Below are 24,286 nucleotides of genomic sequence, written 5' to 3' on the forward strand. Positions count from 1 at the left end.
CACAATTGATGGAGAAATACGGATTGAACGACAAAGCAATCGTTGAAGCTGTTCAAAAGGTTATCAAAAGAAAATAACTATATTTACATTGTAACCTAAAAAAAACCTAATATGAAAAGAGTACTTTTAGCAATTGCTTTCGTTATAGGAGCAATACAATTTTCTAACGCACAAATTAGTTATGGTCTGAAAGCAGGATTAAATTTTGCTTCTCCAAGTGATGCTGTAACTATTGATGGTTCTGGAGACCCACAACCAAACACAAGTTTAGATGCAAATACAAGCTGGCATGCCGGTGGGTGGCTTCGAGTAAAAGTCCCTGTACTAGGATTGTATGTTAGACCTGAAGTTATTTATACGTCAATATCTGCAACATTACCTGAGTCAGTAAATATGATTGGTGGTGATTATAAATTAGATAGAATTGATGTACCTGTTCTGGTTGGATTAAAAATGTTTGGAGTTGGAAATGTTTTCGCTGGACCGGTTTTCGAGTACGTACTTACATCTGATTTTAATGTATCTAACGAAACTATTACTTCTGTTAAGACAGATGATTTTTTTGTAGGAGCTCAAATTGGTGTAGGATTAGAGTTTTGGAAACTAGGACTGGATGTTCGATATGAAACCGCTTTCTCTTCGAACACAACTACTTTTGGTGATCCAAACTTCCCACAAGCTTCAATTGAAATGGACAACAGTCCGGATCAATTTATTGTTGGATTGTCTTATAAATTCTAAGAATATAAAACGTAAAAAAAGGGAACCAATTGGTTCCCTTTTTTTTGCTAAACTACTCACTATCGCCATACACTACCTGTTGGTGTCGATGCATTGACGTTATCATTCATGGTGTTTAAAACAGGTGCTGTTTCTTGACCAACCATACCTACTAGTGGTTTTAATTTAAAAGGTGCAGGACTATTATCTGGATAAGGCTCGATCGATATCACCGCAGTTTTTCCACGAACATCTAAAGGAAAAGTAACTCCACTAGGTGCATTTGTTAAAAAATCTTCTCCGGGATATCCAGGTGTACCTTCCATTCCACTATATGGTGCTGAATCATCCGCAGCATTTACATTTGAAAAAGTTCCTGTAGTAATTGGAGTACCATCAACTACAACCCAACCTTCATATTTCCATCCAGTTGGTAAATCTGGTAAAGTCAAACCTGCCGTTGCCGGATCTCCTGGTTTCAACCACCAAATTCCATTTTCATTATTCATTGCATTTGTTGCATTATCAGAAGGAGTTGCTAATACAAACTGACCAGCTACAGAAGAGAAATCTGCGATGATACCCGTTCCTAAAGTTGCAGAACTCCCAGAAAAATCACCAACTAAATACTTAGTATCTGATGGTTTTGGATCAGGATCGTTTGTTGGTTCGATACTCAAAACAAATTTTGAAGCATTTTCCAATTGAACTTTATCAACATCAAATTTTGTCTCTGAAAGATCACCATTTGCATCCACACTGAAAACTCCTGTTGTCACAGGTTCTCCATCAACAATAATCCAACCTTCGTATTTGTAGTCATTTCCTAAATCTTCTAACCCTTCAATATCTAATGTTAATTGAGAGGTTGTCATTTCTTGTGTTTCTTCTTCGTTATCCTTACACGAAACGAAGGCTGTACTGAATGCTATCAAAGCAATAGCAATGTTTTTTTGAATCATTTTCTTAAGTTTTTAAATTATATTTCAAATTTAGAAACCAAAAACATTATAAAATGTTAGCTAGCTAACACTACTCATTTTTTCTAAAAAAATAATTTGATTTCTATCCGTTGAAATATAACCCAACTCCTTTAATTGGTTGACTATGATGTTTAATGTTGGTCTTGAAGTACCTATCAAACTCGCAATGTCTTTTTGTGTATATGGATGTTTTACAACTGTATTTCCAGTATCAGGACAACAATACCCATACTCTGCTTTCAAGTCCTCCAGAAAAGCAATAACTCGTTCTTTACAGTCTTTATACAACAATAACTCTAATCTACGTTCCAATTTTTTAAATCTAAAGTTCAAAAATTTATAGATACTTGTTGTTAAATTTTGATTATCACGCATTAAATCATGCAATACTGGAATTCCTATCGGACAAATTGAGGTAGCATTATCAATAGATTGTGCAAATTCATTTCTTTTTTCTTGTCCTAAAATTGCTTTTTCACCAAACATCTCTCCTTTCGTTAAAATGGCTTTCACCACTTCATCACCTTCTTCAGTATAATAGCCTATTTTTACTTTTCCTTTTTCTATCAAATAAACTTTATTTGCAGAATCTTCAGAAAAATACACATAATCGCTTTTTCTATACGAATCAAATTCATGACAATTTTTATATTCTTTAAACTTATGCGGACACAGCTTTTTGAATAAATTAACGTTCTCAAGAAACCAAATATTCGACATATTTTTATTTTTTAAGACGTAAAACGAAGCAAACCTTACAAAAAAACTCCTTCAAATATGAAGGAGTTTTGCTATGCTATTTGCCAATCTAGAAGGCATTTTGTTTTTTAATCAAATTCAAAGCTGATCCCTCTTTAAACCATTCAATCTGACTAGAATTATAAGTATGATTCAATTGAATTGTATCGACAGAACCATCTGCATGTTTGATTTCTAAAGTCAACGATTTCTTTGGGGAAAACTCATTTAAATCAATAAAATCAAAAGTATCGTCTTCTTGAATCAAATCATAATCTAATTCATTAGCAAACGTTAAACCTAGCATTCCTTGCTTCTTTAGATTCGTTTCATGAATACGCGCAAATGATTTTACAATTACTGCTGCAACACCAAGATGTCTTGGTTCCATGGCTGCATGTTCTCTCGATGAACCTTCTCCATAATTATGATCACCAATTACAACAGAAGGAATTCCTGCTGCTTTATACGCCCTTGCTGTAGCAGGAACGGGTCCATATTCTCCTGTTAATTGATTTTTTACATGATCTGTTTTCTTATTGAAAGCATTTACCGCTCCAATCAGACAATTGTTTGAAATATTATCTAAATGCCCTCTATACCTTAGCCAAGGGCCTGCCATTGAAATATGATCTGTAGTACATTTTCCAAAAGCTTTGATCAATAGTTTTGCTCCTTTTACATTTGTTCCGAGAGGTTCGAAAGGAGTTAATAACTGTAATCTCTCTGATGTAGGAGAAACTACAACTTGCACATGCGAGCCGTCTTTCATTGCAGCTATAAAACCGGCATCCTCTACGGCAAAACCTTTGCTTGGTAATTCTTCGCCAGTTGGCTCGTCAAACATCACATCTTCTCCATTATTATTTTTTAAACTATCATTTGCTGGATCAAAATCCAAACGACCAGAAATTGCGATTGCTGCCACTAATTCTGGTGAAGTTACAAATGCATGTGTATTCGGATTCCCATCAGCTCTCTTAGCGAAATTTCTGTTAAATGAATGAACGATAGAGTTTTTTGGAGCATTCTTTGGGTCCGAATATCGAGCCCATTGACCGATACAAGGACCGCAAGCATTGGTGAAAATTCTAGCACCTAAAGCCTCAAAAGTTTGTAACAATCCATCACGTTCTGCTGTATAGCGTACCTGTTCTGAACCCGGGTTGATTCCGAACTCTGCCTTTACTTCAATTCCTTTATCAACTGCTTGTTTGGCAATAGATGCAGCTCTAGATAAATCTTCATATGAAGAGTTGGTACACGAACCTATCAATCCCCACTCAACATCTAGCGGCCAATCATTCGCTTCAGCTTTTTCTTTGATATCTTTCCCTGCAAAAGAAGCCAAATCTGGAGAAAACGGACCATTGATATGTGGTTTCAATTCATTTAAATTAATTTCAATTACTTGATCGAAGTAAGCTACAGGGTTCTCATAAACTTCAGAATCACCCGTCAAATACGATGCTACTTCGTTTGCAGCATCAGCAACATCAGCTCTATCCGTTGCTCTTAAATAGCGATCCATTGAAGCATCATAACCAAAAGTAGAAGTTGTTGCTCCAATTTCAGCCCCCATATTACAAATAGTTCCTTTACCTGTACAAGACATCGATTTTGCTCCCTCTCCAAAATACTCTACAATTGCTCCTGTTCCTCCTTTTACAGTTAAAATACCTGCTACTTTTAAAATGACATCTTTAGGTGAAGACCAACCAGATAGTTTTCCGGTTAATTTTACACCGATTAACTTTGGAAATTTTAACTCCCAAGGCATACCAGCCATGACATCAACAGCATCTGCTCCCCCAACACCAATCGCAACCATTCCTAATCCACCGGCATTTACCGTATGCGAGTCTGTACCAATCATCATACCTCCTGGAAATGCATAGTTTTCTAACACTACTTGATGAATTATTCCAGCACCTGGTTTCCAAAATCCTATTCCATACTTATTCGAAACTGACGATAGAAAATCAAATACTTCTTTACTTGTTTTGTTGGCAAATTTTAAATCTGCAGTTGCACCTTCCTTCGCCTGAATCAAATGATCACAGTGAACTGTTGTAGGAACTGCTACTTTTTTCTTACCCGCTTGCATGAATTGCAGTAATGCCATTTGAGCTGTAGCATCTTGACATGCAATCCTATCGGGTGCAAAATCTACATAATCTTCGCCTCTTTTATAAGATTGTGTCGCATTACCATCCCATAAATGGTTGTATAATATTTTCTCAGATAACGTCAAAGGTCTACCAACAACCTCTCTTGCTGTATCAACACGTAATTTCATACGTGCATATACCTCTTTAATCATTTTGATATCAAATGCCATATTCTCAAAGTTTTATAGATTTTTTCGTAACCTACAAGATACAAAATATCTTAAGTTATTTAAAAAACACAGCTAGTAAAAAAACAGCAAAAAAAAACCCAAGTTTAAAACTTGGGCCTTGATAACTATTTTGTTTCGTATTATAAAACTAACAACTTAGACGAAGGTTTGAATTTTGTTAAATTAATTCCTTCAACTGCTGCTTGGTATTCTTCTAAATTAGGTGTTCTTCCTAAAATTGTAGACAACACAACAACTGGTGTAGAAGACAATAAAGACTCCCCTTTTTTCTCACCAGAATCTTTTACAACTCTACCTTGGAACAAACGAGTTGATGTTGCCATTACCGTATCACCTGGTTCTGCTTTTTCTTGGTTCCCCATACATAAGTTACACCCTGGACGCTCTAAATACAACATGTTTTCATATTTTGTACGTGCAGCTGCTTTAGGGTCATTGTCGTCAAACTCAAAACCTGAATATTTTTTCAATACTTCCCAGTCACCTTCTGCCTTCAACTCATCAACGATATTATATGTAGGAGGTGCCACAACTAAAGGAGCTTTGAACTCTACTTTTCCTTGTTGAGACTCAATGTTTTTCAACATTTGAGCTAATATTTTCATATCTCCTTTGTGCACCATACAAGAGCCTACAAACCCTAAATCTACAGATTTAGTACCTCCATAAAAAGATAACGGTCTAATTGTATCGTGTGTATAACGCTTAGAAACATCATCGTTGTTTACATCCGGATCAGCAATCATTGGTTCTAGAACTTGATCTAAATCAACAACAACTTCTGCATGGTATTTAGCATTCGCATCAGGTCTCAACGCTGGTTTAGCACCAGATTTGATTTCTGCGATTCTCTTTTCTGCCTTTTCCACCAATCCTTTAAGAACTTGTTTATCGTTATCCATACCCTTTTCAATCATGATTTGGATACGACCTTTCGCTATTTCTAATGATTCAATTAAAGTATCATCTTCAGAAATACAAATTGAAGCTTTGGCTTTCATTTCCGCTGTCCAATCTGTAAATGTAAATGCTTGATCCGCAGTTAATGTACCAATATGAACTTCTATAATTCTACCTTGGAATACATTTTCACCACCAAATTGCTTTAACATTTGTTGTTGTGTTGCATGTACGACATCACGGAAATCCATATATCCTTTCATTTCACCTTTAAAGGTTACTTTTACAGATTGAGGAATTGGCATTGTAGCTTCTCCTGTCGCTAAAGCCAATGCTACGGTACCTGAATCTGCACCAAACGCAACACCTTTAGACATACGTGTATGTGAATCTCCACCAATAATAATGTCCCAATCACCAACTGTGATATCATTCAATACTTTGTGAATTACATCGGTCATAGCATGATATTTCCCTTTAGGGTCACGCGCTGTAATCAAACCAAAATCATTCATGAATTGCATCAATCTTGGAATATTTGCTTTTGATTTGTTATCCCAAACAGAAGCTGTATGACAACCTGATTGGTAAGCACCATCTACAATTGGAGAAATTGTAGTTGCTGCCATCATTTCTAACTCTTGTGATGTCATCAATCCTGTAGTATCTTGCGACCCAACAATATTTACTTCAACACGAACATCAGAACCTGCATGTAAAACTTTACCTGGAGTAGTACCTACAGCATTTTTGTTGAATATTTTCTCAACTGCTGTCAATCCTTGTCCTTCTACTGATACTTCTTTAGAAGCAGCATATACTGGAATGATATCTGTACCTAAAACTTTAGAAGCAAATGTTTGTAATTTCTTACCGAATACTACAGCATAAGAACCTCCTGCTTTGATAAACTCAACTTTTTGAGGTGTCAACGCTGCTGAAATATCTTTTACTTCAACTCCGTCTTTGTATAATTTTTTATCTTTTGTGTTAATCGTTAAAACAGTACCTGTTTCTACAGAATAAACTTCTTCTAATACAGGCTCTCCTGCTTCATCTAAAACAACATTGCCATCTGCATCTGTTTTCTTTACCCAGTTCTGTAAATCAACTCCGATACCTCCTGTAACTCCAACTGTAGTTAAGAAAATAGGTGAAATACCATTTGTACCCGCAATAACTGGAGCAATATTGATAAAAGGAACATAAGGACTTGCAGCAACTCCTGTCCATAAAGCCACATTATTTACACCTGACATTCTAGAAGATCCAACTCCCATTGTACCTTTTTCTGCCACCAACATCACTCGTTTGTCTGGGTGTTGTTCTTTTAAAGCAGCTAACTCTTGTTGCATTTCTTTATTATGCTCAAAGATACATTGACCATGCAATTCACGATCTGATCTTGAGTGTGCATCTGCACCAGGAGATAATAAATCTGTTGATATATCACCTATTCCAGCGATAAATGTCACTATTTCTATTTCTTCTTCTACTTCTGGTAACTGTGTAAAAAACTCAGCTTTAGCATAGCTTTCTATCAACTCAACAGCAATAGCATTTCCTTCTTTATATGCTTTTTCCAAACGAGCAGTATCTGCATCGTATAAAAATACTTGTGTTTTTAAAACTTTTGCCGCTTCTTTTGCTATATCTGCATCAGCACCTAAAGCCAAATCAAGTAACACTTTTATAGAAGGACCACCTTTCATATGAGACAATTGCTCAAAAGCAAAAGCTGGAGAAATTTCTTCTAAAACAGATTCACCTAAAATTATTTCTTTCAAAAACTCTGCTTTTACTGTAGCTGCACTTGTTGTACCAGGTAAAACATTATAAATAAAGAAATTAAGAGAATCTTCACGGTATTCATGATTTGCGTCTTTAATTTGCAAAATAATTTCGCTTAACAATTCTGCTCCATCAATTGGTTTTGGGTGAAGCCCATTGCTCTTACGCTCTTCGATCTCTTTAAGGTAATCGTTATAAGTGTTCATAAAACTTTTCGTATTTTACTTAGTAGCAATTATTTTAAAAATAATACACTACTATCTCGTTAATAATTTTGTGTGGCAAAAATACAAAATATACCTTGTATTTAAAAGCTGTAACACTGATGTTTACTAGATTTGACACAAGATAAATGAGATTGAAATTTTTAGAATATATAATTTACATTAAACTCAAAATAACTTCAATATTTTAAGAATTACATAATCAAAAACTACTATAAAACACATTGTTTAGTGGTTTTTAACAGAAACCTATAAAATATTCAAATATTCGCAATCAAAAAAAAGTAGGCCTATAAGCCGAATTCTGTCTCCGTAAAAACGGACTCTTATCATTTATCTCGCTCCAAAATTACTTATGGAGTCTATCTGCCTACCCCTTGGAATCGGGCGAGTAACCCTCAAGCTCCAATGTACATGGCATTGCATCGCATAGAGTTTACCTGGTTTCACTACAGCCGAACTGTACTTGCTTTCTGTTGCACTTGTCCTCAGCTCACACTGGACGGATGTTATCCGCTATGCTACTCTGTGATGTCCGGACTTTCCTTTCCTGAAAAATTCAAGACGATAAGACGGCCTACTTATGTAATAAAAAACCCACTCTATCTCTAGAGTGGGAAAATTGCTATGAAAAAGATGTTACTAAAGATTTAGTAACTATGCAAAGATAGTCTATTAAATTTAATTAACGTAACTTTTTTTTGCGCATCCTTTTCGTTATGAGAACATATCTTTTACTTTTTCAAAAAATGATTTGTCTGATGTGGTTGGGTTTGGAATAAAATTCTCGTCCTCTAACATACTTTCAAAAAATTTCTTTTGTTTTTTATCTAAGGTTGTCGGAGTCCATACATTTACATGTACCATCAAATCACCAGTTCCATATCTTTCGATACTTGGCAACCCTTTTCCTTTCAAACGTAAAATTTTACCTGATTGCGTACCAGCTTCAATTTTAATTTTCACTTTTCCAGTTACAGTCTCTATTTCTTTTGATGCTCCTAAAACAGCTTCAGAAAAACTTACGTACAAATCGTAATGTAAATTCGTACCCTCACGTTTCAATTTCTCGTGTGGTATTTCTTCAATTACAACTAATAAGTCTCCTGGGATAGAATTGTTTCCTGCAGCTTCGTTTCCTTTTCCTGCAACTTTTAGCTGTACTCCTTCTGTAACTCCTTCTGGTATATTGATCGTTACAGTTTCTTCAGAAACTATTAATCCTTGTGAGTCAGCCTCACTTGGTTTGCTCTTTATAGATTGCCCAGCTCCATTACATGTAGGACATGTTGCTGCTGTTTGCATTCTACCTAACATAGTGTTCGTTACACGCATCACTTGACCTTGACCGTTACAAGTACCACATGTTTCGTATTTTACACCTTTCGCCTGAATTTTTCTACGAACTTTGACTTTCTTATCTACACCTTTCGCAATTTCTTCAAGTGTCAATTTCACGCGAATCCTCAAATTACTTCCTTTCGCTCTCATCGGTCCTCTTGACTGTCTGCGTCCGCCACCAAAACCACCTCCGAAAATATCTCCGAATTGGCTAAAAATATCGTCCATATCCATTCCGCCACCGCCGAAACCTCCAAAGCCTCCACCGCCTTGACCACCTTCAAAAGCTGCGTGACCATATTGATCGTATCTAGCTTTTTTGTTGTCATCACTTAAAACCTCGTAGGCTTCAGCAGCTTCTTTAAATTTCTCTTCAGCACTTTTATCACCTGGATTTTTATCAGGATGATATTTGACCGCCATTTTACGGTATGCTTTTTTTATTTCCCCAGTACTAGCAGATTTAGCAATACCTAATACTTCGTAATAATCTCTTTTTGCCATAATTCTTTCTATTAGCAATTAACTTTTATAAAAGTTAATTGAAAGCTTTTTCCTTTACGCTTGACCAATTACAACTTTTGGATAACGAATAATTTTATCCCCCAATTTGTAACCTTTTTCTATTACATCAATAATTTTACCTTTCAAATCATCTGAAGGAGCAGGAATCTGAGTAATTGCCTCATGTAAATCCGCATCAAAAACATCTCCAGCTTTCGCTTCAACTACCTCCAATCCTTTTTGTGTAAGTGTCGACAAAAGTTTATCATTGATAAGGTTCATTCCTTTCAATAATTCTTTGTCTTTTACTTTTTTAATTTCTGCCAATCCTCTGTCAAAATCATCTAAAATTGGCAGTAATGACACCATGATGTCTTGTCCGGCTGTTCTGTACAACTCTATTCTCTCTTTAGTTGTACGCTTTTTATAATTTTCAAACTCTGCAAAAAGGCGTAAATATTTATCTTTTTCTGCTTGAATCAACTCTTCAGCTGTAGGTTCTTTTTTCTCTTCAACCTTTGATTCTTCTTGCTTTTCTTCTTTAATATCATCATTAGAAACTATTGGCTCTTGCTCGTTAATTTCTTCATTTTTTGTTTTTTCTTCAGTACTCATTTGTAATGTTTGTTAAAAAATACACTCGTACGTATGCAACAATATTGCCATTATATACTTTGTGTCAAAATGTCATTATTATTTACGTAAAAAATCCCTTTCAAAATGAAAAGGGACTTATTTAATTCTAAGAATAAAAATATTTTTTATTCCTCTATTCTTTCAATCTTAGCTCCTAAGGCTTTTAATCTTTCTTCAATATCTTCATAACCTCTATCAATTTGATCAATATTATGAATAACACTTGTTCCTTTTGCTGATAGTGCTGCAATCAACAATGAAATACCTGCCCTAATATCTGGAGATGTCATCGTAGTCGCTTTTAAAGACGATTCATGATTCATACCAATCACCGTAGCTCTATGCGGATCACACAAAATAACCTTCGCTCCCATATCAATCAATTTATCGACAAAGAACAACCTACTTTCAAACATTTTTTGATGTATCAAAACAGAACCTTTTGCTTGGGTTGCAACCACCAAAATAATGCTCAATAAATCAGGTGTAAAACCTGGCCAAGGAGCATCAGAAACTGTTAAAAAAGAACCATCTATATAATTTTGTATTTCGTAAGAATCTTGCGCTGGAATATAAATATCATCATTACGTTTTTCTAGGTTGATTCCTAACTTCTGAAACACTCTAGGAATTTGCCCTAAATCTTTCCAGCTAACATTTTTTATAGTGACTTCTGATTTTGTCATCACTGCCATTCCGATCCAACTTCCAATTTCAATCATATCAGGCAATACTCTATGTGTACAACCTTTCAATTCTTTTACTCCTTCTATCTCTAAAAGATTAGAACCAACTCCCGTGATTTTTGCTCCCATACTGTTCAACATTTTTGACAATTGTTGGATGTAAGGTTCACAAGCAGCGTTGTAAATCGTTGTTTTACCTGTTGCAAGTACAGCAGCCATTAAAATATTTGCCGTACCGGTTACAGAAGCCTCGTCTAAAAGCATGTCTGTACCAAACAATTCTTCAGCATCAACACCGTAAAAGTGCTCTTCTCTATTGTATCTGAATTTCGCACCTAACTTAATAAATCCCTCAAAATGAGTATCTAATCTTCTTCTACCGATTTTATCACCTCCTGGACGTGGAATATATCCTTTACCAAAACGTGCTAACAAAGGTCCTACAATCATAATAGACCCTCTTAAAGAACTACCATCTCTTTTAAAATCTGCAGATTCTAAATACTTTAAATTTATCTCATCTGCTTGAAAAGTATACGTATTTACATCATGCTTTTCGATTTTCACTCCTAATTCACCTAAAATGAAAATTAATTTATTGACATCAATAATATTGGGAATATTTTCAATTCTTACTTTTTCAGGAGTTAATAAAACTGCACAAATAATTTGTAGCGCCTCATTTTTTGCGCCTTGAGGAGTTATCGAACCCGATAATTTATGTCCTCCTTCAATTTTAAATATAGCCATTAGGGATATTGTTTTGTCTGAGTTGATTTAAATAAAAACTAGTTTTTATGACGATTTTGATGTCCTTTATTTCTGTTCTTATTTTTATTGTTTCTATTGTTCTTGTGTTGGTGATTTGAATTTCTAGCGTTTGCAGTTTTCTTAATCAAACTAGAGCTAGAAGAAAGAACTTCTTCACTTTCTGTCAAATCAATTTCACCAGCAGACAAATCTTTCAAATGCTTAAAAATCACGCTGTCTTCTACTGTATCCTTATTCCAATTCAAATAACACTTTTTCATGTGATTGGCAATATTGAAAATCAAAGCTGTTCTCAACTCACCTTCTTCCCATGACAAAGCAACTTTGATCATCGTTTGAATATTATGTCCATAAAAACGATATTTCGATGCTGATTTCGGGTAAGCTAATGGTTCTGGTTTTGCTTCTAACACAACCTTGTCTGGTTTTCCAAAAGGAGCTTCTACATCCAATTCGAATTTAGACATGATAAACAATTGATCCCATAATTTGTGCTTGAAATCAGGTACATCACGTAAATGAGGTTGTAAATTCCCCATTACATCTACAATCGCATTTGCCATTTTTATGCGTTCGTCTGCATCTTCTAAAGCAACACAGTGATCTACCAATTTTTGAATATGCCTACCATATTCAGGAATAATCATCAAAGGACGATCTGAATTGTATTCTAAATTAAATTCCATGAATTTATCAAAAGTATAAGTACAGAAATTTCTGCTGTTTTAATTTGTATGGTAATAAGAATTCATTTTTTGCCAAGTATTGCTACAAATTCTTTTTAAATCTATTACTCTCGCAAAGTAACAAATAATTTTGGTTATACAACATCAATATTTTTGTAAAATATGATTTTATTGAACAACTGTTAGTGCGGCACCAATTATACCTGCATTGTTTTCAAATTTGGCAGGAATCACAGGTACATCAATCTCTAAAGCTTCTTTAAATTTTTCTGTTTTTTTACTGGCACCTCCTCCTAATATAATAAGATCTGGTGAAAAGGTTTGTTGTGTAAACAATAAAAACTTTTTAAAGCGTTTGCCCCATTTTTTATACGAAAGTTCTTCACGTTTTCTGGCCGAATCTGAAGCATAAAATTCAAAACGTTCGTACTCTTTGTAAGGAACAGTTCCTAATTCAACATTAGGCACTAGTTTTCCATCTACAAATACACCTGAACCTAAGCCTGTACCTATTGTTATCAAAATAACCACTCCATTTACATCTTTTCCTGCACCTAATTTAATTTCAGCCAAACCAGCAACATCAGCATCATTTGCCACATGAAACTCAAGTCCTGTTTTTCCGGAGAAAAGTTCATCAATCTGCACCCCTACCCAACTTTTATCTATATTTCCAAAAGATCTTGCCTTGCCGGCAGAAACAATTGTTGGAAATCCACATCCGACTTTACCTTTCCAGTCAAAATGTTGCACCATTTCAGCAACTTCATTTGCTACATCATCTGGTTTTGCTCCAACAGGTGTTGGAATTCTATGTCTCTCAGAAGTCAACTCCCCCGTTTCAACATTCACAATAGCTCCTTTGATACCAGTACCTCCAATATCAATACCTAATACTTCCATAAATATAAATTTTACGTCTAAATATCGTTATTGTTCTGCGATTATACAACAAAAGATTATTTGAAGTACAAAACATTGGTTAGTTATATGCTATTTATAATGATAAACAGTATTGATTTTCAGTTATAAAAACTTCGGCAACGATGGATATATAATCCTTCAAAAAAAATTACAATCTTTTGGTTTGTCAACTAAAATAGAGTTAGTATTTTTGCCAAAACATAAGGACAATGAAAAACACCAAATACGTCTTTGTTACAGGAGGCGTTACTTCATCACTAGGAAAAGGAATTATTGCCGCTTCACTAGCTAAATTATTGCAAGAAAGAGGATACTCAGTTACGATTCAAAAACTTGACCCTTACATCAATATTGACCCGGGAACCTTAAACCCATACGAGCATGGTGAATGTTATGTTACGGATGATGGTGCCGAAACTGATTTAGATTTAGGTCATTACGAGCGTTTTTTAAACATCCCTACTTCTCAGGCGAATAATGTCACTACGGGTAGAATTTATCAATCTGTAATTGACAAGGAGCGTAAAGGAGAATTTCTGGGAAAAACTGTACAAGTAATTCCACATATCACCAATGAAATAAAAGAAAGAATACAAATTCTTGGTAAAACAGGTGATTATGATGTTGTAATTACAGAAATCGGTGGTACAGTTGGTGATATTGAGTCTTTACCTTACGTAGAATCTGTTCGTCAGTTGCTATGGGAATTAGGTGACAACAATGCTATTGTTGTACACTTGACTTTAGTACCATATTTGGCTGCAGCTGGAGAATTGAAAACCAAACCAACACAACATTCTGTAAAAATGCTCATGCAAAGTGGTGTGAGCCCAGATGTATTGGTTTGTCGATCTGAGCACAAAATATCTGACGATATCAAACGTAAATTAGCATTGTTCTGTAACGTAAAAAAAGAAGATGTAATTTCTTCTTTAGATGCTGAAACTATTTACGACGTACCAAACCTTATGTTTTATGAAGGATTGGACAAAGTTGTGTTGAAAAAATTAGATTTATGTGACAACGATCAGCCTAAACTGGTTGAATGGAATAAGTTCTTAGGAAAACATAAAAGTCCGAAAAACAAAGTAAAAATTGGATTGATCGGGAAATATGTTGAATTACACGATGCCTACAAATCTATTTCCGAGGCATTTATTCATGCTGGTGCTGCCAATGAGGTAAAAGTTAAGATTCAATGGATTCATTCAGAAGACCTGACTTTAGAAAACATCCCTAGAAAGCTAAAAGACTTAGATGGTATTTTGGTTGCTCCAGGTTTTGGAAACAGAGGAACTGAAGGAAAAATTGACGCCGTACGTTATGCACGAGAAAATAAAATTCCGTTTTTAGGGATTTGTTTAGGTATGCAAATGGCGGTTATTGAATATGCAAGAAATGTACTAGGAATAAAAGATGCAGGTTCTTTAGAAATGGACCAAAACTGTCCGGACCCTGTAATCAACCTAATGGCAGATCAAAAAGACGTTACTGAAAAAGGTGGTACAATGCGTTTAGGTGCTTGGGATTGTAAATTAACTGAAGACTCAAATGTATTTGCTGCATACCGTTCTGAATTGATTAGTGAGCGCCACAGACATCGTTATGAATTCAACAATGATTATCTAGAAAGGTTAACAGCTGCAGGATTAAAAGTTACTGGAGTTAATCCAAAAACTGGATTGGTAGAAATTGTAGAAGTTGAAGATCATCCATGGTTCGTAGCAGTACAATATCACCCAGAATATAAAAGTACTGTATTAAACCCACATCCTTTATTTGTTGAGTTTGTTGATGCAGCTTTACAATTCACACTAAAAAAAACTAATATTATTTAATAACTGATTATTCAGTTCACACACTAAAAATGGAAGAAAAAAAATTTGACGCCAATTCAATTATTGGATTTTTACTGTTAGGGGCGATCATGCTTTGGTTTATGTACACGAATAAACCAGAAGAACAAGTACAAGAAACTCAAAATACTGAAACGGTAACTGAAGCTCAACAATTTGGAGCACCGGTTGCAGGAAATCTAGAAACATCTCCTCTTTCTGATTCGATTGCCAACCTAGAGGCTCAAAAGAGATTAGGAGATTTTGCATATTCAGCTTCTTTAGGAAGTAAAGAAAATGGCACTACAGTAATTGAAAATGAGTTACTTAAAATAACTGTTTCTAATAAAGGAGGACAAATCACAGAGGCTTTGGTTAAAAACTACAAGACCTATGATTCACTTCCTTTGTACATTATTAAAGATGCCAATGCAGCTTTTAATATAAATTTTGGAACTACAAGCAATAGAATCTTTAATACGAAAGACCTAGTTTTTCAACCAGAATTATCCAAAAGTGGGGAAAACACAATTCTTTCAATGAAATTAAAAGTTTCTGAGAGTAAATTTTTAGAATATCGATATGAGTTAAAACCAGATAATTATATGCTTGGTTTTAGTGTACGTTCAGTTGGATTAAGTGCAGTTATCAACAGTTCAAATGCCATCAACTTAAACTTTGACTTGAAATCGTACAGACATGAAAAAAGTATCAAGTACGAAAATCAAATGACGGCTTTGGTTTATGAGAAAGAAGGTGGTAAAATTGATGATTTATCAATTTCTGGAGATGATGAAGAAGAAGAATCAGAAGTTAGTTGGTTTGGTTTCAAACAACACTTCTTCTCTACTATTTTAATTTCTGAAACACCACTAAAAACTGCTAAACTTAGCTCAAACACTTTGTTCAAAGATGTAGCAAAAGATTCAGTTTTCACAAAAGCATTTCAAGTAGCTGCACCATTAGCATTGTCTGGAGGTGAATTAAACTACAATTTCGAATTATTTGTAGGTCCAAACGATTATGAATTATTAGCTAGTTACGATAAAAACATTGAAAATATTGTTGATCTTGGTTGGGGTATTTTTGGATGGATTAACAAACATGCTTTTATTCCGTTGTTTTCTTTACTAGGTGGATTTATTAGCAGTTATGGGTTGGTTATTATATTGATGACAATAGTTGTTAGAATTTTCATGTCTCCTTTGGTGTACAAGTCATACTTATCAAGTGCAAGAATGAAAGTTTTGAAACCTGAGATGACTGAAATAAATGAGAAATATCCAGGAAAAGAAAACGCTATGAAGCGTCAACAAGAAACCATGGCATTACAGAGAAAAGCTGGTGTAAGCATGATGGCAGGTTGTATACCAGCATTGTTACAAATGCCTGTATTCTTTGCTTTGTTTAGATTTTTCCCTGCAGCAATAGATTTGCGTCAACAAGGTTTCTTATGGGCAGATGATTTATCATCTTACGATTCTATTTATAAGCTTCCATTTACAATTCCAATGTATGGAGATCATATTAGTTTGTTCCCAATATTGGCTTCTGTGGCAATATTCTTTTATATGAGAATGAGTCAAAGTCAACAAATGAACATGCAGCAGCCTGCTCAAGAAGGAATGCCTGATATGCAAAAAATGATGAAGATGATGATGTACTTCTCTCCTATCATGATGTTGGTATTCTTTAATTCTTATGGAGCTGGATTGAGTTTGTATTACTTTATATCTAACTTGTTAACGATTACAATAATGTTAGTAATCAAAAACTTTATCATTGATGAAGATAAGATTCACGCACAAATTCAAGAGAACAAAAAACGTCCTGAAAAGAAGAAAAGTAAATTCAGACAACGTATGGATGATGCTATGAAGCAAGCACAAGAGCAACAAGCACAACAAAAGAAAAGAAAATAATTTTCTTTCATCATTATAAAAAAAGCCAACTAAATTTTAGTTGGCTTTTTAAATTTTAAATGTTTCATATTATAGCCTTAGAATAACTCACCCATTATGTACCCTTCGACAAGCTCAGGGTACGAAAGTGTAAGCTGAGTTAATATAAATTTTGTTTTTGAACTTTTCCTTATATCTTCAATACTCTCTTTAAAAGTGATTCGAGAGCCTCAGGGTACGAGAGCGTAATCTGAATTAACAGAGGCTTAGTCCTTTAATTGCTTTTCCTTATATCCTTCTTACCCTCATTAAAAGTGATTTAGAGAGCCTCAAGGTACGAGAGCGTAAACTCAGTAAATAGAAGCACAGTCTTTGAATTGTTTTTCCTTATAACTCTCTTACCCTCATTAAAAGTGATTTAGAGAGCCTCAAGGTACGAGAGCGTAAGCTCTGGAAATAGAAGCATAATCTTTTGAATTGTTTTTCCTTATAACTCTTTTACCCAAATTAAAAGTGATTCGAGACCGTAAGCTGAGCTTGTCGAAGCTCAATCTTTTTTATTACATTAACAGAAATCTTAATCCTCGATAGCAATCGAGTTATATAACTCACTTATCTCCAAGTATTCTCTTAAACAATGCCGTTAATAATGGTTTTGCATCAGAAGTGTTTTTTTCAGTTTCTACGGCTTGCAATTTCCCTTCTTGTTCAAACAATTCATAAGAAAACACAAATCGTTGTTCATCTTTAGAAATTCCCATCAAGCCAAATCGTAAATCATTAAAGAGAAATTTGTCTCCTGACTTTTCAATTGTATACCAATTGTGTGATAATTTTGCCAAACGCGCTATTAACGGATCGTTTTGATATTTCCCTAATAATTGGTGATTTTTTTCAAATCTTCGCCATACAATATCTTGATCAGCATCAAAAAAAGAATAGTATCCAATTAAAAAAGCATCTTTTGTTTCAACATTTGCTGTCCAAAGAATACTATTTAGCGGAGTAGGTTTTGTTTCCATGTCTAGATATACGATTTTTTGATCGTCTAGACTATCTTTAAACACCTTGTAAGTAATCCCTTTAAAAACAATAGTTAATACCATATATGCAGAACTCACATAAAATCCTAGTTTGTTTAAACGTTCTCTTTTCACTGTTCCTCTTTTTTGAATCATAGCGAAAATCAAAAAAAACAAAAACGGTAACGTGTATAAAGGGTCAACTACAAAAATATTATTGTACGAAAATTTATACGGCAATGGCCATAAGAGCTGCGTACCCCAACTGGTATGCATATCTAATAATGGATGCGTAAAAAGCCCCCAAAACATCAATTTTGACCACCCCAACCATGTAGCTTTTTTCTCTTTATATAGTTTAAAAATCAACCATCCGAATATAGGGGCAAAAATCAAACTAAAGACTATCGAATGAGAAAAGCCTCGATGCATTTCATTTGAGGTAACCGAATCGAAAAACAACTTTGTAAACACATCTAAATCTGGAATTGTACCTGCTACAGCCCCCCATAACATGGCTTTATTTCCAACTTTTTTTCCTAAAACAGCTTCTCCTACCGCAGCTCCAAGTACAATCTGAGTTAATGAATCCATATTACTTTTTAAAAGGTTGTCTTAATTCAAATACATCTGGTTTGATTGATTTGACCAAAGGTTTTAATAATTTTGAAGGTAGGTTGTTACGATGTTTTGCAAACAAGGTCATACCAACTGGTTTTGCTCCTATCCCACTTTTACTTGTCTCAGCTGTTCGACCTAATCTTAATTCACTTTTTTGAGATACAATTGCCAATTCAACATAGTCATATAATATTCTCTGGTATAACTTGTATTCATTTACATAGCGATAATTGATTCCAATATAATTCGCATCGACAATTTTTCCAAAAATAAAGGCACTAGCAAAACCAATTAGTTTGTCTTCAATAAAATATCCCGTAAAATTAAAACTATCTTTTAGTTCACGTTTTAATTCAACAAATGTTTTTGCTTCTAATACACCTAAATTATATGCTGCCTTTGATAAAATTTGTTTGTACAAACTATCAATATCTTCTAAATTCTGCATAATATCTTCTACAGAAAAAGCTTTCGTTTTAATCTGTTTGGATTTTTTTAGCACTGATTTTGCACGAGTACGATATTTAGTATTCATTGCGCCCAAGTAATCATCAAACACCTTCCAACTCTTATCAATTTGTAAAATCATATTTACATCAATATCAAAGTTCAAAAAAGAATTGTTTTTTCTAAGAGTTTCTGATGAAACTGAATTCGGCCAAAACTCCTTTAACAAACAAAAAGAAATTTTAGAATCTTCAAGTTTGGTATTTTGAATTTCGGCAATAGATTCAGAAAGAATCGAAAAAAAATCTTTGTTGGAAATAGAGTTATTATGTATAAATCCAACTTCTCCGCACGCGAACAAACTACCACATATTAATAATTTGACATCTGTTTCTTCTAAAAAAAATGTTTTAATTTTATTAGAAATACTGCATGGAATTCTATCTTGTAATAATTGTGAAGGCCTAAATGTAACTATTTGAAAGACTGCACATCCAACAGGCTCATTTTCTTTATTTTTAAAAATTAGATAACGAAAGTGAATGGTGTCATTCATTCCTTTCTCGAATGCAGTTAAGTACTCGGTAGATAGATAAATATTTTCTTTTACATTTAAACCATTCCACACATCAATGTCAATGCTCTTCATTGAATTATAGACTTCAAAAGTATAATTCGAATTGTATTTGCATTGAAAAAGTGTAGAAAGCATAAATATTTTAGTTATTAGGTATGTGAAAATAACTAAATTTTAGACGACAATATCTGCAAAACTTTACAGTACAAGTTTTTTATGAAAACATTATTATTTAGCTACACGCAATGCCACAGCAAATTCATTCGGTAAGGTTGAGTTTTCAACGGCTTGCGCTGCTTTTTCAACATCATATGATACACGAACAAATCTTACAGAAATACCTGTTTCTGAAATAAAATTACTTTTGGCATCTATTTCAAGCATTGCATAACACCCTCGTGAATCACCATCTTTCGGTTTTCCTAACGAACCAATATTTATTACGTGCTTAAACTTATTATTCGTAAAAATCGCTCTATGAAATGGCTTGTGGGTATGTGCACAACACATAATCGAAGCATTTGCTTCGTTTAATAACTCCAAAAGATATACATCTTCGGTTTCTTCAAGAATGTATTCGTTGTTTTTTCTATTGCTCCCATGTACTAATAAAACATCTTCTTTTTTGCCTTGAATTTTATGTTCTAGTCTAATATGCTCTGGTAACGATAATAAAAATTCCTTTACATCATCATCCAAAACACTATTTGTATAAGCTCCAGAAGCTTTTTCCGTAGGGATACCAACTACAGCATCGTGATTCCCAGACAACGTTGAGAATTTACTATTTCTAATTTTATTAACGACTTCGTTTGGCCATACATTATACCCCACAAGATCTCCCAAACAATAAACAGCATCAGGCTTCTCAACCTCTAAACTTTTATAAAAGGCTTCCAAGGCAGGTAAATTAGCATGTATATCGGAAAACAAAGCAATTTTCATAGTAATAGTGATTTTTATTCCGCTGCAAATATAAAAGTCTTTTTTTGTGAATCAGTAATTATTTATGCTCAATTTCTCTACAGTTAAACTCAAATAACAGCATTTATGACATTCACAAAATGTCAAGACATACATTTTATGAAATTTGCATTAACATAAGTTTAGGACTCTAATATGCATACCTAATTGATATACAATTCAATTTTTGAGAGAACTAAATTTTCAAAGAAGTGTAGCTGCCTTTTTTGAAAAGCGGATTCTGAAAAGCTTTATAAAAGAGTAAGAAAGCAATTTATGAACTATTAAAAGATTATGAAAACAATTAACAAACTCGTATTAACTTTATTTTCTGTCAGTTTACTCTTCACTTCATGTGCAGAGCAAAATGTATCAGACGAACTTCAAGAAGTACAAATGGGGACTGTAGATTTCAGTATTCAAGAAAGTACTTTAAACACTCAGGCTTCAAAAAAAGGATCTAAATTAGCTGCAAAAACAAACGAATTAGCTGATGTTACCAAAGCAATTATAACAATTCTTACTGAAGATGGTTCTCCAACAGATTTTGATAACACTGAACTAACTGTCAACCGATTGAATGGAGAATTATTGGTTCAAAAAATTGCGTTACCTATTGGAAATTATCAACTAACACAGTTTAGTTTTATGGATGTAAACAATGACATCATTTTTACTACTCCTCTTGCAGGATCTGAATTGGCCGATTTGGTTACAAATCCATTGGCAATTGGTTTTACGATAGGTAATAACGCTGCAACTCCAGTAGAAGTAGAAGTCGTATCTACTGAGACATATACACCTCAAGATTTCGGTTTGGTAAGTTTCCCTATTACTGAAATAGAAAAATTAGATTTCCTACTTGCAGTTTCTGAATTGGGAAGTAATGAAATTTTAGCAGGTGAATATACAGTAACTGCTACTGGATTTACAACGACAAAAGCCTTTGCTGCTATAGAAGAAAATGTTATCACTGTCAGAGATATTGAAAATGCTGTATACACATTAACTATTACTAAAGATGGATATGAGAATGTTTCTATTGACTTGACTAGAGATGAGATTGTAAATACTTATCATACTGCACCTTTGGTGGTTGAGTTGTTAAAAATTGTTTCAATCGATGGGTTTACAGAAGCGTTTAGCGGAATAAACTGGACTACATCGGGTGTAATTGCACGTTCTTTTTCAGACAGTACTTTTTCTTTCGACTGTGGTGGCGGAGGTGGTGGTGTCGTAGCACAAATTACCATTCCAAGCGATGGAACCATCAGTTTTGATTGGAATATCGTAATCAGATCAGCTGGTCAATATGGAGACTCTATAAACTATATTATCAATGGAGTTTCAACAAACTTATCAGCTAGCGGAAGTGCTTCTGGTTCTGTAATCGATATTCCGGTATCTGCAGGAGATGTTTTTGAATTCACTACTTGGGGATCTACACAATCATCAAGCTACTACGGAAGCATTACAAACTTTATTTTTACTTACTAAATTACTTTTTATAAACCACTGGATCTCATTCAGTGGTTTATTTATTTTTAAATAACCATATCAAAATGAAAATATTACTTAATAAAATAGCACTTACCATACTGACACTAACATTAGTTATGACCTCATGTGCTGAACAAAACGTGTCAGACGAACTTCAAGACGTACAAATGGGGACTGTGGATTTCAGTATTCAAGAAAGTACTATAAACTCTCAGGCTTCAAAAAAAGGATCTAAATTAGCTGCAAAAACAAACGAATTAGCTGATGTTACTAAAGCAATTATAACAATTCTTACTGAAGATGGTTCTCCAACAGATTTTGATAACACAGAATTAACTGTCAACCGATTGAATGGAGAATTATTGGTTCAAAAAATTGCGTTACCTATTGGAAATTATCAACTAACACAGTTTAGTTTTATGGATGTAAACAATGACATCATTTTTACTACTCCCCTTGCAGGATCTGAATTGGCTGATTTGGTGACAAATCCATTGGCGATCGATTTTATAGTAGATAATAACGCCGCTACTCCAGTAGATGTAGAAGTAGTATCTACTGAAACATATACACCACAAGACTTTGGATTGGTAAGCTTCCCTATCACTGAAGTAGAAAAATTAGATTTCTTACTTGCCGTTTCCGAATTGGGAGGTAATGAAATTTTAGCAGGTGAATATTTTATATTCACAGATGGATTTACAACAGCTAAGAATTTCACAACTATTGAAGAAAATGTTGTTACTGTAAGAGATATTCCAGACGCAGTGTACGAGTTACATATTTCGGTTGAAAATTATGACGAGTACCAAATAGATTTAACTAGAGATGATATTGCAAACAATTATCATGAAACGCCATTAATCGTGGAATTGATAAAAGCAGAATCTTGTTATCTATTTACCGATACGGCACTTGGAGCTTCTCCTTTATATATGGGAACAGCTGGACAAATTATAACTTTAGATGAAACTTTGATGGTAAATTCTGGTTTTGCATCCATAAGAGCAAATACTTCAGCAATATCAAATGCATATATTTACTTAGTTGACGAAAATGGCGTACAAGTTGGTTTTATCAATGGGGTTCCTAATAATTATGGAACGGCAGCTGACATCGCAATCACATTGCATGAAGGTTTCGAATTCCCAATTGAAGTAGCATCATACCAAGTATATTCATGGTGGAATTCTGCATCAATGCTTGAATTGTCACTATGTGGCTATAAAAAATAATATTTTTATTCCTTTTCTTAAAAGCATACATTTATTTGTATGCTTTTTTTTATGATTGAAATAATCTACAAATAATTATAATATAATGTAGTTCTAAAATATTTCCTTTGATTTTTTGTAAATTTGAAAGTAAAAATAAAAGTTTTATAACAATGAAATTTTTAACTCCAGACATAGAAAAACTTGCAAAAAACATGTCACAAAAATCTCTTGCGAAACCTGGGGTGTCTTGTGGTATTTTTCAAGATTTACATGATACTGAAATAAATTACACACAAAAAATGATTGACTTCAATAAAAAGAAAAATGGATAATAAACGAGTAAAGATTAAGAATGTTGAAGTTTTATCTGACAATTGGTATACTTTAAACAAAGTAACTTTTGATTATCTAAGGAACGATGGTATATGGCAAACTCAAATTAGAGAATCTTACGACCGCGGAAATGGTGCTACTGTTTTTATGTATAACAAAGAAACCCAAAATATTGTTTTAATAAAACAGTTTCGATTTCCGAGTTTTGCCAATGGTAACGAGGATGGATTACTGATTGAAACCTGTGCGGGTCTTTTAGATGAAGATGACCCTGAAACCTGTATAAAAAAGGAAATCTTTGAAGAAACCGGGTACAAAATACAAACTGTAAAAAAAGTATTTGAAGCCTATATGACACCTGGAGCCGTTACCGAACAAATGCATTATTTTATTGCTGAATATTCTGATGACATGAAGGCAAACAATGGAGGTGGCTTAGATTCAGAACAAGAAGATATCGAAGTGTTAGAAATGGCATTTAGTGTAGCGATTGAACTAATGAATAACGGAACCATCAAAGACGCCAAAACTATTCTATTATTGCAATACGCGATCATACATAAACTATTAGAATAAAAATCGTAATAAAATCCGTTCAATAATT

General features: G+C 34.0%; 19 protein-coding genes and 1 other RNA gene. 7 read left to right on the forward strand and 13 right to left on the reverse strand.

What is annotated here, in order from left to right; all coding sequences use genetic code 11:
* Positions 1 to 111 precede the first annotated feature (111 nt).
* On the forward strand, positions 112 to 741 hold the full coding sequence (locus F6P99_RS09070) for an outer membrane beta-barrel protein (RefSeq protein WP_152287164.1): 630 nt from the start codon (positions 112 to 114) through the stop codon (positions 739 to 741).
* Between the two features lie 59 nt (positions 742 to 800).
* On the opposite strand, the gene F6P99_RS09075 is transcribed toward F6P99_RS09070, so the two are convergent.
* The 10 genes from F6P99_RS09075 to ppgK all read right to left on the reverse strand — a co-directional run bounded on the left by F6P99_RS09075 (position 801) and on the right by ppgK (position 13,245).
* Positions 801 to 1,682: a hypothetical protein gene (locus F6P99_RS09075; protein ID WP_152287165.1), complete on the reverse strand. Its 882-nt coding sequence runs from the start codon at positions 1,680 to 1,682 to the stop codon at positions 801 to 803.
* 60 nt (positions 1,683 to 1,742) lie between these two features.
* Positions 1,743 to 2,423: a Crp/Fnr family transcriptional regulator gene (locus F6P99_RS09080; RefSeq protein ID WP_152287166.1), complete on the reverse strand. Its 681-nt coding sequence runs from the start codon at positions 2,421 to 2,423 to the stop codon at positions 1,743 to 1,745.
* 88 nt (positions 2,424 to 2,511) lie between these two features.
* Positions 2,512 to 4,782: an aconitate hydratase gene (locus F6P99_RS09085; RefSeq protein ID WP_152287167.1), complete on the reverse strand. Its 2,271-nt coding sequence runs from the start codon at positions 4,780 to 4,782 to the stop codon at positions 2,512 to 2,514.
* Positions 4,783 to 4,922: 140 nt separating this feature from the next.
* Positions 4,923 to 7,700, reverse strand: a complete 2,778-nt coding sequence (locus F6P99_RS09090; protein ID WP_152287168.1) for a bifunctional aconitate hydratase 2/2-methylisocitrate dehydratase — start codon at positions 7,698 to 7,700, stop codon at positions 4,923 to 4,925.
* Between the two features lie 295 nt (positions 7,701 to 7,995).
* Positions 7,996 to 8,302: RNase P RNA component class A (gene rnpB, locus F6P99_RS09095), an RNA gene on the reverse strand.
* 133 nt (positions 8,303 to 8,435) lie between these two features.
* The gene (gene dnaJ, locus F6P99_RS09100) at positions 8,436 to 9,563 is read right to left on the reverse strand and encodes a molecular chaperone DnaJ (RefSeq protein WP_152287169.1); all 1,128 of its coding nucleotides are present in this window, start codon (positions 9,561 to 9,563) and stop codon (positions 8,436 to 8,438) included.
* Positions 9,564 to 9,617: 54 nt separating this feature from the next.
* On the reverse strand, positions 9,618 to 10,178 hold the full coding sequence (locus F6P99_RS09105) for a nucleotide exchange factor GrpE (protein WP_152287170.1): 561 nt from the start codon (positions 10,176 to 10,178) through the stop codon (positions 9,618 to 9,620).
* 146 nt (positions 10,179 to 10,324) lie between these two features.
* A complete protein-coding gene (murA, locus tag F6P99_RS09110; RefSeq protein ID WP_152287171.1) occupies positions 10,325 to 11,635 on the reverse strand; it encodes a UDP-N-acetylglucosamine 1-carboxyvinyltransferase in 1,311 nt (436 codons plus the stop codon).
* Between the two features lie 38 nt (positions 11,636 to 11,673).
* Entirely contained in the window at positions 11,674 to 12,342 is a 669-nt protein-coding gene (locus F6P99_RS09115) for a DUF4290 domain-containing protein (RefSeq protein WP_152287172.1), read from the reverse strand.
* Positions 12,343 to 12,510: 168 nt separating this feature from the next.
* A complete protein-coding gene (gene ppgK / locus F6P99_RS09120; RefSeq protein ID WP_152287173.1) occupies positions 12,511 to 13,245 on the reverse strand; it encodes a polyphosphate--glucose phosphotransferase in 735 nt (244 codons plus the stop codon).
* Between the two features lie 230 nt (positions 13,246 to 13,475).
* On the opposite strand from ppgK, the gene F6P99_RS09125 reads away from it, so the two are divergent.
* Both F6P99_RS09125 and yidC read left to right on the forward strand, forming a co-directional pair.
* Positions 13,476 to 15,104, forward strand: coding sequence for a CTP synthase (locus F6P99_RS09125; protein ID WP_152287174.1), 1,629 nt, complete (start codon positions 13,476 to 13,478; stop codon positions 15,102 to 15,104).
* A 29-nt stretch (positions 15,105 to 15,133) separates the two neighbouring features.
* On the forward strand, positions 15,134 to 17,023 hold the full coding sequence (yidC, locus tag F6P99_RS09130) for a membrane protein insertase YidC (RefSeq protein WP_152287175.1): 1,890 nt from the start codon (positions 15,134 to 15,136) through the stop codon (positions 17,021 to 17,023).
* Between the two features lie 587 nt (positions 17,024 to 17,610).
* Here yidC and F6P99_RS09135 read toward each other — a convergent pair.
* From F6P99_RS09135 to F6P99_RS09145, 3 genes are all read right to left on the reverse strand, one after another.
* Positions 17,611 to 18,618 carry a metal-dependent hydrolase gene (locus tag F6P99_RS09135; RefSeq protein ID WP_152287176.1) on the reverse strand — a complete coding sequence of 336 codons (1,008 nt, stop codon included), beginning with the start codon at positions 18,616 to 18,618 and terminating at the stop codon, positions 17,611 to 17,613.
* Position 18,619: 1 nt separating this feature from the next.
* On the reverse strand, positions 18,620 to 19,804 hold the full coding sequence (locus F6P99_RS09140; protein ID WP_152287177.1) for a hypothetical protein: 1,185 nt from the start codon (positions 19,802 to 19,804) through the stop codon (positions 18,620 to 18,622).
* Positions 19,805 to 19,897: 93 nt separating this feature from the next.
* Positions 19,898 to 20,614 (reverse strand): metallophosphoesterase family protein, encoded by a 717-nt coding sequence (locus tag F6P99_RS09145; protein WP_152287178.1) that lies wholly within the window; start codon positions 20,612 to 20,614, stop codon positions 19,898 to 19,900.
* A 312-nt stretch (positions 20,615 to 20,926) separates the two neighbouring features.
* Here F6P99_RS09145 and F6P99_RS09150 point away from each other — a divergent pair, with 312 nt between their 5' ends.
* The 4 genes from F6P99_RS09150 to nudK all read left to right on the forward strand — a co-directional run bounded on the left by F6P99_RS09150 (position 20,927) and on the right by nudK (position 24,258).
* Complete coding sequence (locus tag F6P99_RS09150; protein ID WP_152287179.1) at positions 20,927 to 22,129, forward strand: hypothetical protein; 1,203 nt, start codon at positions 20,927 to 20,929, stop codon at positions 22,127 to 22,129.
* A gap of 65 nt (positions 22,130 to 22,194) precedes the next feature.
* The gene (locus tag F6P99_RS09155; protein WP_152287180.1) at positions 22,195 to 23,367 is read left to right on the forward strand and encodes a hypothetical protein; all 1,173 of its coding nucleotides are present in this window, start codon (positions 22,195 to 22,197) and stop codon (positions 23,365 to 23,367) included.
* A gap of 152 nt (positions 23,368 to 23,519) precedes the next feature.
* A complete protein-coding gene (locus F6P99_RS13410) occupies positions 23,520 to 23,681 on the forward strand; it encodes a hypothetical protein (RefSeq protein WP_193316044.1) in 162 nt (53 codons plus the stop codon).
* Positions 23,674 to 24,258, forward strand: a complete 585-nt coding sequence (gene nudK, locus F6P99_RS09160) for a GDP-mannose pyrophosphatase NudK (RefSeq protein ID WP_152287181.1) — start codon at positions 23,674 to 23,676, stop codon at positions 24,256 to 24,258. Before F6P99_RS13410 ends, nudK begins: the two co-directional genes overlap by 8 nt.
* The last annotated feature ends 28 nt before the right edge of the window (positions 24,259 to 24,286 follow it).

Source organism: Flavicella marina, assembly GCF_009193215.1.
Taxonomy (GTDB): Bacteria; Bacteroidota; Bacteroidia; order Flavobacteriales; family Flavobacteriaceae; genus Flavicella; species Flavicella marina.